Source organism: Pseudomonas sp. LBUM1648 (assembly GCF_059716145.1).
The window spans coordinates 5763088-5777283 of the sequence record NZ_CP166808.1; the positions used below are offsets into that span (position 1 = coordinate 5763088).

Consider the following 14196-nt stretch of genomic DNA (forward strand, 5'->3'; position numbering starts at 1 on the left):
GAATTATACGCTCGCCGAAAGGACAGGGATGGCAGTGACTCGCCAGTCATCGCCAACCGCGCGGATTTCAGTGATTTTCAGCTCGGGAGCGTCCTTCATATAGCTCAACGGCCAATCCAAAAGCGGACGCGCCGTGGAGCCGAGGAACTTGCCCGCGATGAAGATCACGAACTCATCGACCAGACCAAGCTGGGCAAAAGCACCGGCCAGACGAGGGCCGGCCTCGACCAGCACTTCGTTGACGCCACGGTTGGCCAGTTCGATCAGTAATTGATGCAAATCGACCTGACCGTCATCACCCGGCACGATCAAACATTCCGGGCCATTGGCGTATTGCTCTTCGACCGCCATGCAGGTGGCGACCAACGCCGGGCCAGCCTTGAAGAACGGCGCGTCCAGCGGCACCCGCAGGCGTCCGTCGATCAGCACGCGCAGCGGCGGACGGCTCATGGCCAGTGCGGTTTGCCCGGCATCCAGACCCAGCTCATCAGCGCGCACGGTCAAGCGTGCGCCGTCAGCCAGCACCGTGTCGGCGCCGGTCAGCACCACCGCCGCTTGCGCGCGCAAACGCTGCACCGCCGAACGTGCGGCCGGGCCGGTGATCCATTGACTCTCGCCGCTTTCCATCGCCGTGCGGCCGTCGAGACTCATGGCCAGTTTGACCCGCACGAACGGCAAGCCGTGTTCCATGCGTTTCAGAAAACCCTGATTGAGCTTGCGCGCCTCAGCTTCCAGTACGCCGCCTTCAGTCGCAATGCCGGCATCGGCCAGACGTTGCAAACCACGACCGGCGACTTGAGGGTTCGGATCGCGCATCGCCGCCACCACCCGAGCCACGCCGGCATTGACCAACGCATCGGCGCACGGCGGGGTGCGGCCATGGTGGCTGCACGGCTCGAGGGTGACGTAAGCGGTCGCACCCCGGGCCAGCTCACCGGCAGCGCGCAAGGCGTGGACTTCAGCGTGAGGCTCGCCGGCGCGTTCGTGCCAGCCTTCGCCGACGATCTTCCCGTCCCGCACCACCACGCAGCCAACCCGGGGATTAGGATGCGTGGTGTAGTGACCTTTGCGCGCCAGTTCCAGCGCGCGGGCCATGAAGTGGGCGTCGAGGATGGCCTGCTCGGCGGCGCTGGTCATTCTTTCACCGGTTCGCGGGCGAGGCGGTCGATCTCTTCGCGGAACTCGTTGAGGTCCTGGAAGCGCTTGTAGACCGAAGCGAAACGGATGTAGGCGACTTCATCAAGCTTTTGCAGCTCGGCCATCACCAGTTCGCCGACCACGAGGGATTTGACCTCGCGCTCGCCGGTGGCGCGCAGCTTGTGCTTGATGTGAACCAAAGAGGATTCGAGGCGCTCGACGCTCACCGGACGCTTCTCCAGGGCGCGTTGCATGCCCGCGCGGAGTTTTTCTTCGTCGAACGGCTGGCGGCTGCCATCGGTTTTGATCAGGCGCGGCAACACCAGTTCGGCCGTCTCGAATGTCGTGAAACGTTCGCCGCAGGCCAGGCATTCACGCCGGCGGCGCACCTGTTCGCCCTCGGCGACCAGACGCGAGTCGATGACCTTGGTGTCGTTGGCACCGCAGAAGGGACAGTGCATGGTGGCTGGCAACAAAAAAAGGGAGGGCCATGGTAGCGCATCCCGGTGGCAAGACAAGCCATAGGGTTTGCGGTATACAGACTGGCATGATCGTTTGATCCATGGGTTTCATTTTGCCGGAGCTGCCAATGTCGTTACGTCCGCTCGTTTTGCTCAGTTTTTTAAGCCTGCTGGTGGCCTGCAGCAGCGATGCGCCCAAGCCTCAGCCGCCCACTCCAGGCCCGGCGCCACAGCAGGCGCAGAAAAAAGCCAAGGAAGCCGCCAACCTCGGCCCGTTGCCGGCGTATCAGCGCGAACTGAGTGGCACCCTGCAAGGTGTGCCGGCCGGTGCCGAAGTCGAACTGGCGCTACTGGTGATCGATGCAAAGGATCGTCCGCAGCAATTGCTCGCCAGTTCCAGCCTGATCGGCAACAACCAGATTCTGCCGTTCCATGTGCGCTTCAACCCCGAGGCCTTCCCGGCCGGGGCGCGGGTTGAACTGCGTGGCCGCGCCAGCCAGTCTGGCCAGTTGATCCTGCATCTGCCGTCGCAAACCATTACCCAGCCGACCACTCAGGCATTGGGCCAACTGCAATTCGTCAAAGCACCATGAATGCACCGCTCGACCTGCAACAGGCGTTGGGTGAACTGCTCGGCGACGCCAGACTGAAAGCCTGTGCGTTGCCGGACACCGATTTGCAGTTGTGGCTGATTGACGGCGACAACATGGCGCGCGAATTCAGCCAGGAAGAAACCCAACGAATTCTGCACGAGCCGCCCTACTGGAGCTTTTGCTGGGCCAGTGGTCTGGCAGTGGCCCGTTATCTGGCCGAGTTTCCCGAGTGGGTGCGCGGCAAACGCGTCCTGGATTTTGGCGCCGGTTCCGGCATCGCCGGGATTGCGGCGGTGAAGGCCGGGGCGTTGGAAGTGGTGGCCTGCGATCTCGATCCCCTGGCGATCGCGGCGTGTCGGGCGAATGCCGAACTCAACGATGTACAGATGAGTTATTCGACGGATTTCTTCGCCGAAGCGGATCGCTTTGACCTGATTCTGGTGGCTGATGTGTTGTATGACCGGGCGAATCTGCCGTTGCTCGATGCGTTTCTCAGCCGTGGCCGTGAAGCGCTGGTGGCCGATTCGCGGGTTCGGGATTTTCGCCATCCGTTGTATGAGCGCATTGAAATGCTTGAGGCGATGACCTTGCCGGATCTGGCGGAGCCGGAAGAGTTTCGGCATGTGAGCCTTTACCACGCGCGTCGCGATCTTTTGCGCCACCCCTTATAGTGCGTTCATTGACGCTTAAAAGAGATCCCCCATGAGTCAACAAACGCCGTACATCTTCGACGCCACGACTGCCGATTTCGACCAGTCGGTGATCGAGGCTTCCTTCAATAAACCCGTGCTGGTGGATTTCTGGGCCGAATGGTGTGCGCCGTGCAAGGCGCTGATGCCGATGCTGCAAGGCATTGCCGAGAGCTATCAGGGCGAGTTGCTGCTGGCCAAGGTCAACTGTGACATCGAGCAGGACATCGTGGCCCGCTTTGGCATTCGCAGCCTGCCGACTGTGGTGCTGTTCAAGGACGGTCAACCGGTCGACGGTTTTGCCGGCGCGCAACCGGAATCCGCCGTACGTGCCTTGCTCGAACCCCATGTGCAGATGCCGGCGCCGACTGCTGCCGATCCGTTCGAACAGGCTCAGGCCTTGTTCGATGACGGTCGTTACGCCGATGCCGAAGCCGCGCTGGTGATCATGCTCAACGAAGACAACACCAACGCCAAGGCATTGATCCTGTACGCCCGCTGCCTGACCGAGCGCGGTGAACTGGACGAAGCGCAAACCGTGCTCGACGCGGTCAAGAGCGATGAGCACAAAGCCGCGCTCGCCGGGGCGAAGGCGCAGATCAAATTCCTGGGCCTTGCCCGCGACCTCCCGGACGCTGCCGACCTGAAAACCCGTCTGGCGCAAAACCCGCAGGACGATGAAGCGGTGTATCAACTGGCGATTCAGCAACTGGCTCGTCAGCAATACGAAGCGGCTCTGGATGCCTTGCTCAAGCTGTTCATCCGTAATCGCAGCTACGGCGAAGGTTTGCCGCACAAGACGTTGTTGCAGGTGTTCGAGTTGTTGGGCAACGATCACCCTCTGGTGACCGCCTACCGTCGCAAGTTGTTTGCCGCGCTGTACTAAGCGTTTACTCGATCCAGCTGTAGAGCGGCGTATCCCCGCCGCTCACCACTTTCACATCCGAACTGTGCCGCAGCCGCACCAGCAAGCGTTTGCCTGCCCCTGCGCTGCCGGTCAGGCCTTCCAGTTGTTCGAGCAGATCCGGCCCGCTGAGTTGCCCGGCCTTGCGCAGCAGATCCCGGGCAGCCTGCCACAACGCATCGTCCTGATTCAGCGGTTTCGCCGCTGGCGCCGAAGCGGCCACCGCTTGAGCGATATGCGGCTGAGCGCCAAGGGCTGAGCCGAGCTTCGCCCAGTCGCTGTCATCCAGTTCCACCGTCAAATCCACCAGCACGTCGCCGACGGTTCCACGTATCCGCAACATTGAGTTCGCTCCCACATATTTCTGACCTGCATGCTCCCACGGGACTTGTGTAACGCCAAGCGCACGGGCAAACTCTGCGCACTTTCGTTATAAGATTACATAACAAACTCTTCACTTTACTTCCCGGAGACCGCCATGCGTCGTCTGATGCTCGCTTTGCCGTTTGCCCTGTTGCCGCTGGCCATCGCCCATGCTGCCGATGAGCATGACCACGATCATGAACACGGCAGCCTTGGCGCGCACGAACATGGCGTCGGTCGTTTGAACGCCGCGCTGGATGGTCAGACTCTGGAACTGGAGCTGGAAAGCCCGGCGATGAACCTGGTCGGTTTCGAACACGCCGCCACCACGGATGCCGACAAGGCCAAAGTCGCCGCCGCCCGCGCCCAACTGGAAAAGCCTCTGACGCTGTTCAAGCTGCCAGCCGCTGCCGGTTGCAAAGTGGTGAGTCAGGAACTGGAAAGTCCGTTGTTCGGTGACAAGCCGGATGCCGATGATCACGACGACGGTGAAGCGGGCAAGGACGGCCACGAGCATCATCACGACCACAGTGAAATCCACGCGCACTATCAGTTCAAGTGCGCAGCTCCGGGCGCCTTGAAGACGCTGGATCTGGCGAACATTTTCAGCACCTTCCCGGCGACGCAGAAAATTCAGGTACAACTGATCAGTGCCAGCGGTCAGCAAGGCACCGAAGTGACGGCCAAGGCTGCTGCGCTGAAGTTCTGATTCCAACGCTGCCCTGTGCAGGAGCTGCCGAAGGCTGCGATCTTTTGATCTTGCGTCAAAAAATCAAAAGATCGCAGCCTGCGGCAGCTCCTACAGGGACTATGAAAACTTTTGAAACTGGCGCCATGACCCAAGCACTCATCGAACTGTCAGACCTGGGCTTCAGTTGGCCCAGCCACCCGCCGCTGCTGGACATCCCGGCGTTTCGTCTGGAGCCGGGTGAAACCCTATTCCTCAAAGGCCCCAGCGGCAGCGGCAAGACCACCCTGCTCGGCCTGCTCGGCGGTGTGCAGAAACCCGATCGTGGCAGCATTCGTCTGCTCGGCCAGGAACTGACCGCACTGTCCGCCGGCGCCCGCGACACCTTCCGCGTCGATCACACCGGCTATATCTTCCAGCAGTTCAACCTGCTGCCGTTTCTCTCGGTGCGTGAGAACGTCGAACTGCCCTGCCACTTCTCCAGGCTGCGGGCCGAACGGGCGAAGCAGCGTCACGGCAGCGTCGATCAAGCCGCCGCCACCCTGCTTGCTCACTTGGGTTTGAAGGACGAAAGCATCCTCAGTCGCCGCGCCGACTCGTTGTCGATCGGCCAGCAACAAAGGGTCGCCGCCGCCCGTGCCTTGATCGGACAGCCGGAACTGGTGATCGCAGACGAACCGACCTCGGCGCTGGATTACGACGCTCGGGAAAACTTCATTCGCCTGTTGTTCGCCGAATGCCGCGAGGCCGGTTCGAGTCTGTTGTTCGTCAGCCACGACCAAAGTCTGGCGCCGCTGTTCGACCGTCACCTGTCCCTGGCCGAACTCAATCGCGCCGCCACGTCTGCCGAGGTCTGAGATGTATCTGTTTCGTCTGGCCATGGCCAGCCTGGCCAACCGCCGCTTCACCGCGTTGCTCACCGCATTCGCCATCGCCCTGTCGGTCTGCTTGCTGCTCGCCGTCGAGCGGGTGCGCACCGAGGCCAAAGCCAGTTTCGCCAGCACCATCAGCGGCACTGACTTGATCGTCGGCGCCCGTTCCGGCTCGGTGAATCTGCTGCTGTACTCGGTGTTTCGCATCGGGAACGCCACCAACAACATCCGCTGGGACAGCTTCGAACACTTCGCCAACAACCCGAAAGTGAAGTGGGCGATCCCGATGTCCCTCGGCGATTCCCATCGTGGCTACCGGGTGATGGGCACCACCGAAGCGTATTTCGAGCATTACCGGTACGGCCGCCAGCAGCACCTGCAACTGGCCGATGGCCGCGCGTTTGCCACCGATCCGTTTGAAGTGGTGCTCGGCGCCGAAGTCGCCGACGCGCTGCATTACAAGCTTGGCGACAAACTGGTCCTGGCCCATGGCGTAGCGGCGATCAGTCTGGTCAAACACGATGACAAACCGTTCACCGTGGTCGGCATTCTGAAGCGCACCGGCACCCCGGTGGATCGCACGTTGCACATCAGCCTCGGCGGCATGGAGGCGATTCACATCGACTGGCACGACGGCGTGCCGGCGCGGGGCAACGGGCGGATCACGGCCGATCAGGCACGCAACATGGACCTGGCGCCGCAAGCGATCACCGCGTTCATGCTTGGCCTCAACAGCAAGATTTCCACTTTCGCGCTGCAACGCGAGATCAATGAATTCCGTGGTGAGCCAATGCTGGCGATCCTGCCGGGTGTGGCCTTGCAGGAGTTGTGGAGCCTGATGAGCACCGCCGAGAAAGCGCTGTTCGTAGTCTCGCTGTTCGTGGTGCTGACCGGTTTGATCGGCATGCTCACGGCGATTCTCACCAGCCTTAACGAGCGTCGCCGCGAGATGGCGATTCTGCGTTCGGTCGGTGCGCGGCCGTGGCACATCGCGAGTCTGCTGGTGCTGGAAGCCTTTGCCTTGGCGTTGACCGGGGTGATCGCCGGGCTGGCGTTGCTGTATATCGGCATCGCTGCTGCGCAGGGTTATGTGCAGGCCAATTACGGGTTGTTCCTGCCGCTGGCGTGGCCGAGCGAGTATGAATGGACGCTGCTCGGTGGCATTCTGGCGGCCGCGCTGCTGATGGGCAGCGTGCCGGCCTGGCGCGCGTATCGCCAATCCTTGGCCGATGGCCTGTCGATTCGTTTATGAGGATGTTTTCCATGCCCCGCGCCGTGCTCGCGCTATTGTTGCTGGTCGCCCTGCCCGTGTGGGCGGCGGCGCCGAAAGATTTGACCTGGTCGGAAATGATCCCGCCGGACGCGGCGCCGGAAGTGCCGAACATGACCCCGCTGCACGATCTGTCGAAGATGAGCGATGCGCTGTCTGCCGAAGCCGCGCCAGCGGCGAAACAGGACATGCCGAATGCTCCGGTTGTGCAATCACTCGATGGTCAGAACATTCGTCTGCCGGGCTACATCGTGCCGCTGGAGGTCAATGAAGAAGGACGCACCACGGACTTCTTGCTGGTGCCGTATTTCGGCGCCTGCATCCATGTGCCGCCACCGCCGTCGAACCAGATCGTGCATGTGAAAAGCGAGTTGGGCGTGAAGCTCGATGAGTTGTATCAGCCGTATTGGGTCGAAGGGCCGATGCAGGTTAAAGCGTCGAGCAGCGAACTGGCGGATGCCGGGTATCAGATGGAGGCGGACAAGATTTATGTGTATGAGCTGCCGGAGTGAATCCGATAGTTCTGTGTTGTTTGTAAAGGCCTCATTGCTGGCAAAGGTTCCACAAAAGCAGGCTCCTTCACTGTTTCATTGAGCTGAGTCAAAAGACCGTATCAGTTGGCTTCGTACCATAGGACATCAGAAACTTTTAACGTCCTTTTGGAGCCCCCATGAACAAGTCCTTGCTCAGCGCCTCGCTGTTTGCCCTCGCGCTCGCAGCCCCGCTCGCCCACGCTCACGAAGCCGGCGACATCCTGATTCGTGCCGGTGCAATCACCGTCAACCCGAAGGCCGACAGCTCCAGCGTCAAGGTCGATCAGGGTCCGCTGAGCGGCACCAATCTGGGCGGCAAGGCGACCATGAGCAGCGACACTCAACTGGGCCTGAACTTCGCTTACATGCTCACCAACCACGTCGGTATCGAGCTGCTCGCCGCCACGCCGTTCGAACATGATGTGAAGCTCAAAGGCACCGCCCTGCCAGCAGCCAACGGCAAACTCGGCACCCTGAAACACCTGCCACCGACCCTCAGCGTCGTTTACTACCCGCTGGATTCGAAGTCGGCGTTCCAACCGTATGTCGGCGGCGGCATCAACTACACCTGGATTTACGACGAGCACGTCGGCAGCGAAGCCAGCGCTAATGGTTTCAGCAACTTCAAGGCGAAAAACTCCTGGGGTCTGGCCTGGCAGGTCGGCGCGGACTACATGCTGACCGACAACATCATGCTCAACGCCCAGGTGCGCTACATCGATATCGATACTCGCGCGACTGTGGAGAACAACGCTGTGGCGCCGGGCACTCGCGCACGGGTGAACGTGGATGTGGATCCGTTCATCTACATGGTGGGTTTGGGCTATAAGTTCTAAGCCCGGTTTACAGAACGTTCACGTGGTGGTGAATGAGGCTTGGTGGTGAGCAGCTTGAACTGAAGGCGACTGCTGCGCAGTCGATCGGGGATAAATCCCCTCGCCACAGGGATTGAGATAAATTCCGGCCGTGAAAAAGGCGCCTGTCAAAAGGCGCCTTTTTCATGTCTGCAGTAATGCTATTTTCCGAGCAACCGCGCCAGCCCCACGCTCATCGGCGTCTGCTGTGGCAGTTTGAACCGCTCAAGCAACCGCCGGTTGTTCGCCCGCGAGTGGCGGATGTCGCCGGAGCGTGCCGGGCCGTAGCTGACCGGTGGCAACTCGCCGACCACTGATTGCAGGGCTACAAGCATCTGCTTGAGGCTCATCGCCTCGTTCCAGCCAACATTCACAGGTCCCACGTCCACATCAGGCTTTTCGATCGCCTGCACCAGAATATCGACCAGATCCTCGACATACAGGAAATCACGCGTCTGTTCGCCATCGCCGAACACGGTGATCGGTAAGCCATTCTGCGCGCGTTCGCTGAAAATGCTGATCACACCGGAGTACGGCGAGGACGGATCCTGACGCGGGCCGAAGATGTTGAAGAAGCGGAAAATCGCCGGCTCCAGACCATGCTGGCGACGGTAGAAATCGAAGTAATGCTCGCCGGCCAGTTTGTCCGACGCGTAGGGCGTCAGCGGAGCCTTTGGCGTGTCTTCATCGATCGACTCGCCCTCGCCATTGTTGCCGTACACCGCTGCACTGGAGGCGTACAACACACGCTTGACCCCGGCCAGACGCATGGCTTCGCAGACATTCAGGGTGCCGATGAAGTTGCTCTGGTGAGTCTTCACCGGATCATCCACCGACGCCTGCACCGAAGCCACCGCCGCCAGGTGGGCGACTGCGCTGCAGCCTTGCATCGCCTGGGCAACGAGCGCAGCGTCGGCGACATCGCCAACGATCAATTCAACCTTGGGATTGTGCAGCGGCAGGTTGCTGCGCTTGCCGGTCGACAGATCGTCCAGCACCCGAACCGAATGCCCTTTGGCGAGCAAGGCGTCGGTCAGATGCGAGCCGATGAAACCGGCTCCGCCGGTGATTAAAACAGTACCTTCAGCCATGACGGTAGAACCTATCCAGTAAGCCCGGGAGCGCGGCACGCCAGGCGCGCGGTTTGATCCCGAAAGTGTGCAGAATTTTCTTGCAGGCGAGCACCGCGTGTTGCGGTTCTTCGGCGGCGTCCGGTCGCGCGGCGTGGGCCTGGGCGGTCGGCGCTTCGATGGCCAGTGCGTGCAGGCTGCGGGCCTCGGTCAGAATCGCCTGACCGAGCGCCAGCGGTGTGGTCGCCTCGTGGCCGGCGTAGTGATAAGTGCCCCACAGCGGCGCTGCGCAATCGAGTTGCTTGAGCACCGAAATGATCACCCGGGCGGCGTCGTCGACCGGTGTTGGATTACCCCGGCGATCATCCGCCATGAGCAATTCTTCCGGTTGCTCGGCGCGGGCAAGGAAACGTCCGAGGGTGCCGTCGGGGCTGTCATCAAGCAGCCAGCCGAAACGCAGCAACACGTGTTGCGGGCACGTCGCGCGAACACTTTGTTCGATGCGCCACAACGCTTGACCGCGCAGGCCCAGCGGCACCGGTTCGTCTTTTTCGCTGTAGGCGGTGGCACGCGAGCCGTCGAACACCCGATAACTGGAGGGTTGCACAAGGACGATGTTGTGATGCTGGCACAGTTCGGCCAGCCGCTCGATCGCGCGTTCCTGCCCGGCCATGCGGCTTTCGCTGACAGTCTCGGCCTGGAACCAGTCGAAATAGTAGGCAAGGTTGATCAACGCATCGGGACGGGTGTCGTCGAGCAGTTGCGTCAGGCTCGCGGCATCCCAGCCGTCTTCGGGGGGGCGGGGGGCGAGGAAACCGATGTCTTCTTCCGCACCGAGGCGAATCAGCGCCTGCCCAAGGGCATTTCCGCCGCCCAGTAACATAAGGCGCATTCGCATAGAGTCAGCAGGCCCAGTCTGATTGGAACGATGGCTTTGGCGACGATGCTTGTGGCGCCGTCGTCGATCATTGCCGGAATCGTTGCATTTTGCGGGTTTAGTGCGCAACCGTCACCCGTAAAGTGTCGATGGCCGGGATTTGCTCGCGAAGGGGCCTGCACTCCCACCACACCATCCTGCAGTCAAGTGGGCGATTGCTGTGGCAACACCACTGAGGGATGCTCCGGCACCACATCATCCGCCGGCTCGCGTTTGGGCAACAAAACCTGCTGTGGATAAGTCTGCGCGAAATGCACCCAAGGGCTGTTATCCACAAGCTTTTTCAAACGCTGGTTGAAGGCCCGGCTCACCGCGTATTGCCCGCCCGACACCGTGCGGAACTGCGCCGTCAGCACCACGCCGTTGAGATCCATCTTGTCCACGCCAAACACATCCAGCGGCCCTTGCAGGTTGTACTTGAGGAACGGGTCTTCGCGGATCGAATCGCCAGTCTCGCGGATCAACTCGATCGCCTTTTCCACATCCGTGTCGTAGGTGAATTGCACCGAGAAGAACGCATAGGCGAACTGCCGCGATTGGTTGGTGACAGCCTTTATCTGGCCAAACGGCACCGAGTGGACAAAGCCCTTGCCGTCACGCAGACGCAGCGTGCGGATGGTCAGCCCTTCGACCGTGCCGGCATGCCCGGAATCGAGCACCACCCAATCGCCGATCGACAGGGTGTCTTCGATGATGATGAACAAACCGGTGATCACATCCTGAACCAGCTGTTGCGAACCGAAACCGATGGCCAGACCGACCACCCCGGCACCTGCCAGCAGCGGCGCCACATTGATCCCCAGGTTGGCCATGGTGGTGATCGCGCAGATCACCACGAGGATGATTTTGATCGCGTTGCGCAGCAGCGGCAGAATGGTTTTCACCCGCGTGCTGGGCTGGCGCGCCGCGCGTTTGCTGACCGGTGGTTTCAGCGCTTCCTGAATCGCCGTGTCGAGCACCACCCACAGCAGCCACGTCACCAGGAAGATCAGGCCGATACTGCTCAGGGCATTGCTGATCGCCCGGCCAACGGTGCTGCTCTGGGCGAAATCGAGTAGCGACACGCCCCAGATCCGCCCGAGGATATCGATGAAGGCAATCGCGATGACGATCCGCAGCAACGCGTGCAACAGGCTGAGAAAACGCTCCTTGTAAGCGCTGCTGCGCTGGATCGCTGCGGCTTTATGCGACTTGAACAGGTGCTGGAGGATGGTGCTGAGAAATACCGTGCCGATCAGCAGAACCGTGGTGAACAACGCGCAACGCAGGGCCTTTTGATTATCTTCGCCAATGCCGATCAGACTCACCGCCGACACCAGCACCATCAGCACGATGGGCCAATACCACAGCCCGGAAAAAATCCGCAGTGACTCCTGCAATGACGGCTGTTTCAGACGCTGGCTCAGCGAACGATTGCGGATCAGGTGCGCCACCGGACGGCGTAGGCGAATCACCACCAGGCCAAAGATGACCGAGGCAATCAGCCCGGTGAACACCGCAACGCTGCTGGTGATGTTCCCACCCAATTGCCGGGCGATCTGCGGGCTTGTCAGCGCATCGCTGAGGGCGGCGAGGAAACCGATCAGGAACAGCGGTCGCGGGCAATAACGGCGAATGATCCGCGCGGCCGGGCGTTTGTGGCCGACATTGAACATCACCACCACGCACAGCAGCATCGACGTGGAAAAGATGCCGCTGCTGGTCGCGTAGGCAAAACACAACGCCAGCGCTCGCCCCACCGAGGCTTGCAGAAAGTGGCTGACGTACAACGTCAGTGGCAAACAGATCAGCGCCGGCACGGTATAGGGCAGCAGGTAGCCGAGCAGATCCTGACTGCGCTGGCGCGTACGAAACCAGCGGCCCTCGCGCAGACGTTTGGCCAACAGGCTGCCGAGCACGGTCAGCAGAGCGAAGCTTCCGAGCCAGACACCGGACAACATCAGGAAATCCCCGGCAACGCTCCAGCCCGAACGGTTCGACGGTTGATTGACCAGTTTGTCGACTTCATCGGCGGCGCGGTCAGCACGCAGGCGCCAGGCGTCGACCAGATGTTCGTTGAGGTCGAGTTTGTCTTGTACGTCATCGATGCTCGAACTGATGGCACCGAGCAGTCCGCCCTGGACAATCGGCTCGGGTTTGGCCGCCTCCTCTGTGGCGGCAGGAAGACCCGGCAGCGCGGCGGCTTCGAGCTCGTTGGCACCGAGAAACAACAATGCTCCCAGCAGAATGGCGATCCTGAACTTGATCAAAACTCCGATCTCCCGTTGGCTGAACCTGTAAGGAACTGATCGGCATTTGCCTGGCAAGTTCAAGATCGCCCTCACCCCAGCCCTCTCCCGGAGGAAGAGGGAGCCGACCGAGTTGTTCTCACGAGGTACATCGACCTGAGCTTCCAACGTCGAACTCAAGTTCCGAAAACAATGAAGATCAGCTCCCTTCCCCCTCGCCCCCTCTGGGGGAGAGGGTTGGGGTGAGGGGGTAGGCCTTTGATCTTTGCGCCCAAGGCAAATATCAAATGCCCTCCCCGGTATTTTTCCGCCCACCGCAAACTCCGACACTGCGCTCCATCCAAACCTACCGGAGTGCCGTCATGCCCATTGCCTTGCTCGCGCTGACCCTCAGCGCATTCGCCATCGGGACGACCGAGTTCGTCATCGTTGGCCTGCTACCTACCATCGGTGCCGATCTCGGCGTCAGTCTTCCCTCCGCTGGCCTGCTGGTCAGCCTCTACGCACTGGGCGTCGCCATCGGTGCGCCGGTGCTGACCGCGCTCACCGGCAAAGTCCCGCGCAAACTGTTGCTGCTGTCGCTGATGGTGCTGTTCACCCTCGGCAACCTGCTGGCCTGGATGGCGCCAAGTTATGAATCGCTGGTGTTGGCGCGGATCGTCACGGGGCTTGCCCACGGCGTGTTCTTCTCCATTGGCTCGACCATCGCCACCAGCCTGGTGCCGAAGGAAAAAGCTGCCAGCGCGATTGCGATCATGTTCACTGGCCTGACCGTGGCGCTGGTCACTGGCGTCCCACTGGGCACGTTCATCGGCCAGCATTTCGGCTGGCGTGAAACCTTCCTCGCCGTCTCGACGCTGGGCGTGATCGCGTTCATTGGCAGCCTGCTCTACGTGCCGAACAACATTGCCCACAGCAAACCGGCGTCTCTGCTGCAGCAGCTGCAAGTGCTGAAACAACCTCGCCTACTGCTGGTGTACGCCATGACGGCCATCGGTTACGGCGGCTCGTTCATCGCCTTCACGTTTCTGGCGCCGATCCTTCAGGACATTTCCGGCTTCAGCGCCAGCACCGTCAGTCTGGTGCTGCTGGTCTACGGCGTGTCAGTGGCGGTCGGCAACATCTGGGGCGGCAAACTGGCTGACAAACGTGGGCCGATCAGTGCGCTGAAAATCATCTTCGCCCTGCTCGCGGCGGTGTTGTTCGTGCTCACCTTCACTGCCGGCAATCCTTGGTTGGCGTTGGCGACAGTGCTGGTCTGGGGCGCAGTGGCGTTCGGCAACGTGCCGGGCTTGCAGGTGTATGTGGTGCGTCAAGCTGAACATCACACCCCGCATGCGGTGGATGTGGCGTCGGGGCTGAATATTGCTGCGTTCAATCTGGGGATTGCCGGCGGTGCGTGGGGGGGTGGCTTGATCGTCGAGCACATTGGCCTGATTCATACCGCGTGGATTGGTGGTCTGGTAGTGTCGGTGGCGCTGGCCCTCACCGCGTGGAGCGGTCGCCTCGACCGCCTCGGCCCGACCTATGCCGAAAGCTCCGAGCGCATCGTCACTGGCCACTGATTCAACACCAATCCCTTGTGGGGGCGAGCCTG

General features: G+C 61.2%; 15 protein-coding genes. 9 read left to right on the plus strand and 6 right to left on the minus strand.

Features of this window, described 5'->3' with window-relative positions:
* Window positions 1-3: 3 nt before the first annotated feature.
* Both ribD and nrdR read right to left on the minus strand, forming a co-directional pair.
* Complete coding sequence (gene ribD / locus ACA043_RS26125) at window positions 4-1137, minus strand: bifunctional diaminohydroxyphosphoribosylaminopyrimidine deaminase/5-amino-6-(5-phosphoribosylamino)uracil reductase RibD (RefSeq protein ID WP_497615440.1); 1134 nt, start codon at window positions 1135-1137, stop codon at window positions 4-6.
* The gene (gene nrdR / locus ACA043_RS26130; protein WP_007910946.1) at window positions 1134-1598 is read right to left on the minus strand and encodes a transcriptional regulator NrdR; all 465 of its coding nucleotides are present in this window, start codon (window positions 1596-1598) and stop codon (window positions 1134-1136) included. The genes ribD and nrdR overlap by 4 nt, the downstream gene beginning before the upstream one ends.
* 128 nt (window positions 1599-1726) lie before the next feature.
* Here nrdR and ACA043_RS26135 point away from each other — a divergent pair, with 128 nt between their 5' ends.
* From ACA043_RS26135 to trxA, 3 genes are read left to right on the plus strand one after another with little or no spacing between them, the layout of a single operon-like run.
* Window positions 1727-2191, plus strand: coding sequence for a hypothetical protein (locus tag ACA043_RS26135; RefSeq protein WP_497615441.1), 465 nt, complete (start codon window positions 1727-1729; stop codon window positions 2189-2191).
* Complete coding sequence (locus tag ACA043_RS26140) at window positions 2188-2862, plus strand: class I SAM-dependent methyltransferase (protein ID WP_187678775.1); 675 nt, start codon at window positions 2188-2190, stop codon at window positions 2860-2862. The genes ACA043_RS26135 and ACA043_RS26140 overlap by 4 nt, the downstream gene beginning before the upstream one ends.
* Before the next feature lie 31 nt (window positions 2863-2893).
* On the plus strand, window positions 2894-3766 hold the full coding sequence (gene trxA / locus ACA043_RS26145; protein ID WP_489879894.1) for a thioredoxin: 873 nt from the start codon (window positions 2894-2896) through the stop codon (window positions 3764-3766).
* A 4-nt stretch (window positions 3767-3770) separates the two neighbouring features.
* On the opposite strand, the gene ACA043_RS26150 is transcribed toward trxA, so the two are convergent.
* On the minus strand, window positions 3771-4127 hold the full coding sequence (locus ACA043_RS26150; protein WP_497658179.1) for a hypothetical protein: 357 nt from the start codon (window positions 4125-4127) through the stop codon (window positions 3771-3773).
* 135 nt (window positions 4128-4262) lie between these two features.
* Between ACA043_RS26150 and ACA043_RS26155 the strand changes: the two genes are divergently transcribed.
* The 5 genes from ACA043_RS26155 to ACA043_RS26175 all read left to right on the plus strand — a co-directional run bounded on the left by ACA043_RS26155 (window position 4263) and on the right by ACA043_RS26175 (window position 8346).
* Window positions 4263-4856, plus strand: a complete 594-nt coding sequence (locus ACA043_RS26155) for a DUF2796 domain-containing protein (protein ID WP_497615443.1) — start codon at window positions 4263-4265, stop codon at window positions 4854-4856.
* Between the two features lie 125 nt (window positions 4857-4981).
* Entirely contained in the window at window positions 4982-5692 is a 711-nt protein-coding gene (locus tag ACA043_RS26160) for an ABC transporter ATP-binding protein (protein WP_497658180.1), read from the plus strand.
* A 1-nt stretch (window position 5693) separates the two neighbouring features.
* Window positions 5694-6959, plus strand: a complete 1266-nt coding sequence (locus ACA043_RS26165; protein ID WP_497658181.1) for an ABC transporter permease — start codon at window positions 5694-5696, stop codon at window positions 6957-6959.
* An 11-nt stretch (window positions 6960-6970) separates the two neighbouring features.
* Complete coding sequence (locus tag ACA043_RS26170) at window positions 6971-7489, plus strand: DUF3299 domain-containing protein (RefSeq protein WP_187678769.1); 519 nt, start codon at window positions 6971-6973, stop codon at window positions 7487-7489.
* Between the two features lie 158 nt (window positions 7490-7647).
* Window positions 7648-8346, plus strand: a complete 699-nt coding sequence (locus ACA043_RS26175) for an OmpW/AlkL family protein (RefSeq protein WP_497658182.1) — start codon at window positions 7648-7650, stop codon at window positions 8344-8346.
* Between the two features lie 179 nt (window positions 8347-8525).
* Here the strand turns inward: ACA043_RS26175 and pgnE are convergent, their stop codons facing one another.
* The 3 genes from pgnE to ACA043_RS26190 all read right to left on the minus strand — a co-directional run bounded on the left by pgnE (window position 8526) and on the right by ACA043_RS26190 (window position 12620).
* Window positions 8526-9455 (minus strand): UDP-N-acetylglucosamine epimerase PgnE, encoded by a 930-nt coding sequence (pgnE, locus tag ACA043_RS26180; protein WP_187678767.1) that lies wholly within the window; start codon window positions 9453-9455, stop codon window positions 8526-8528.
* On the minus strand, window positions 9448-10332 hold the full coding sequence (locus ACA043_RS26185; RefSeq protein WP_100847084.1) for a sugar nucleotide-binding protein: 885 nt from the start codon (window positions 10330-10332) through the stop codon (window positions 9448-9450). Before ACA043_RS26185 ends, pgnE begins: the two co-directional genes overlap by 8 nt.
* 182 nt (window positions 10333-10514) lie before the next feature.
* Window positions 10515-12620, minus strand: a complete 2106-nt coding sequence (locus tag ACA043_RS26190; protein ID WP_497658183.1) for a mechanosensitive ion channel family protein — start codon at window positions 12618-12620, stop codon at window positions 10515-10517.
* A 341-nt stretch (window positions 12621-12961) separates the two neighbouring features.
* On the opposite strand from ACA043_RS26190, the gene ACA043_RS26195 reads away from it, so the two are divergent.
* The gene (locus ACA043_RS26195; RefSeq protein ID WP_497658184.1) at window positions 12962-14164 is read left to right on the plus strand and encodes an MFS transporter; all 1203 of its coding nucleotides are present in this window, start codon (window positions 12962-12964) and stop codon (window positions 14162-14164) included.
* The last annotated feature ends 32 nt before the right edge of the window (window positions 14165-14196 follow it).

Excerpts from the sequence above, each read along its gene's own strand:
- ribD (WP_497615440.1), bottom strand. The coding sequence starts at position 1,137 with ATGACCAGCGCCGCCGAGCAGGCCATCCTCGACGCCCACTTCATGGCC.
- nrdR (WP_007910946.1), bottom strand. The coding sequence starts at position 1,598 with ATGCACTGTCCCTTCTGCGGTGCCAACGACACCAAGGTCATCGACTCG.
- ACA043_RS26135 (WP_497615441.1), top strand. The coding sequence starts at position 1,727 with ATGTCGTTACGTCCGCTCGTTTTGCTCAGTTTTTTAAGCCTGCTGGTG.
- ACA043_RS26140 (WP_187678775.1), top strand. The coding sequence starts at position 2,188 with ATGAATGCACCGCTCGACCTGCAACAGGCGTTGGGTGAACTGCTCGGC.
- trxA (WP_489879894.1), top strand. The coding sequence starts at position 2,894 with ATGAGTCAACAAACGCCGTACATCTTCGACGCCACGACTGCCGATTTC.
- ACA043_RS26150 (WP_497658179.1), bottom strand. The coding sequence starts at position 4,127 with ATGTTGCGGATACGTGGAACCGTCGGCGACGTGCTGGTGGATTTGACG.
- ACA043_RS26155 (WP_497615443.1), top strand. The coding sequence starts at position 4,263 with ATGCGTCGTCTGATGCTCGCTTTGCCGTTTGCCCTGTTGCCGCTGGCC.
- ACA043_RS26160 (WP_497658180.1), top strand. The coding sequence starts at position 4,982 with ATGACCCAAGCACTCATCGAACTGTCAGACCTGGGCTTCAGTTGGCCC.
- ACA043_RS26165 (WP_497658181.1), top strand. The coding sequence starts at position 5,694 with ATGTATCTGTTTCGTCTGGCCATGGCCAGCCTGGCCAACCGCCGCTTC.
- ACA043_RS26170 (WP_187678769.1), top strand. The coding sequence starts at position 6,971 with ATGCCCCGCGCCGTGCTCGCGCTATTGTTGCTGGTCGCCCTGCCCGTG.
- ACA043_RS26175 (WP_497658182.1), top strand. The coding sequence starts at position 7,648 with ATGAACAAGTCCTTGCTCAGCGCCTCGCTGTTTGCCCTCGCGCTCGCA.
- pgnE (WP_187678767.1), bottom strand. The coding sequence starts at position 9,455 with ATGGCTGAAGGTACTGTTTTAATCACCGGCGGAGCCGGTTTCATCGGC.
- ACA043_RS26185 (WP_100847084.1), bottom strand. The coding sequence starts at position 10,332 with ATGCGAATGCGCCTTATGTTACTGGGCGGCGGAAATGCCCTTGGGCAG.
- ACA043_RS26195 (WP_497658184.1), top strand. The coding sequence starts at position 12,962 with ATGCCCATTGCCTTGCTCGCGCTGACCCTCAGCGCATTCGCCATCGGG.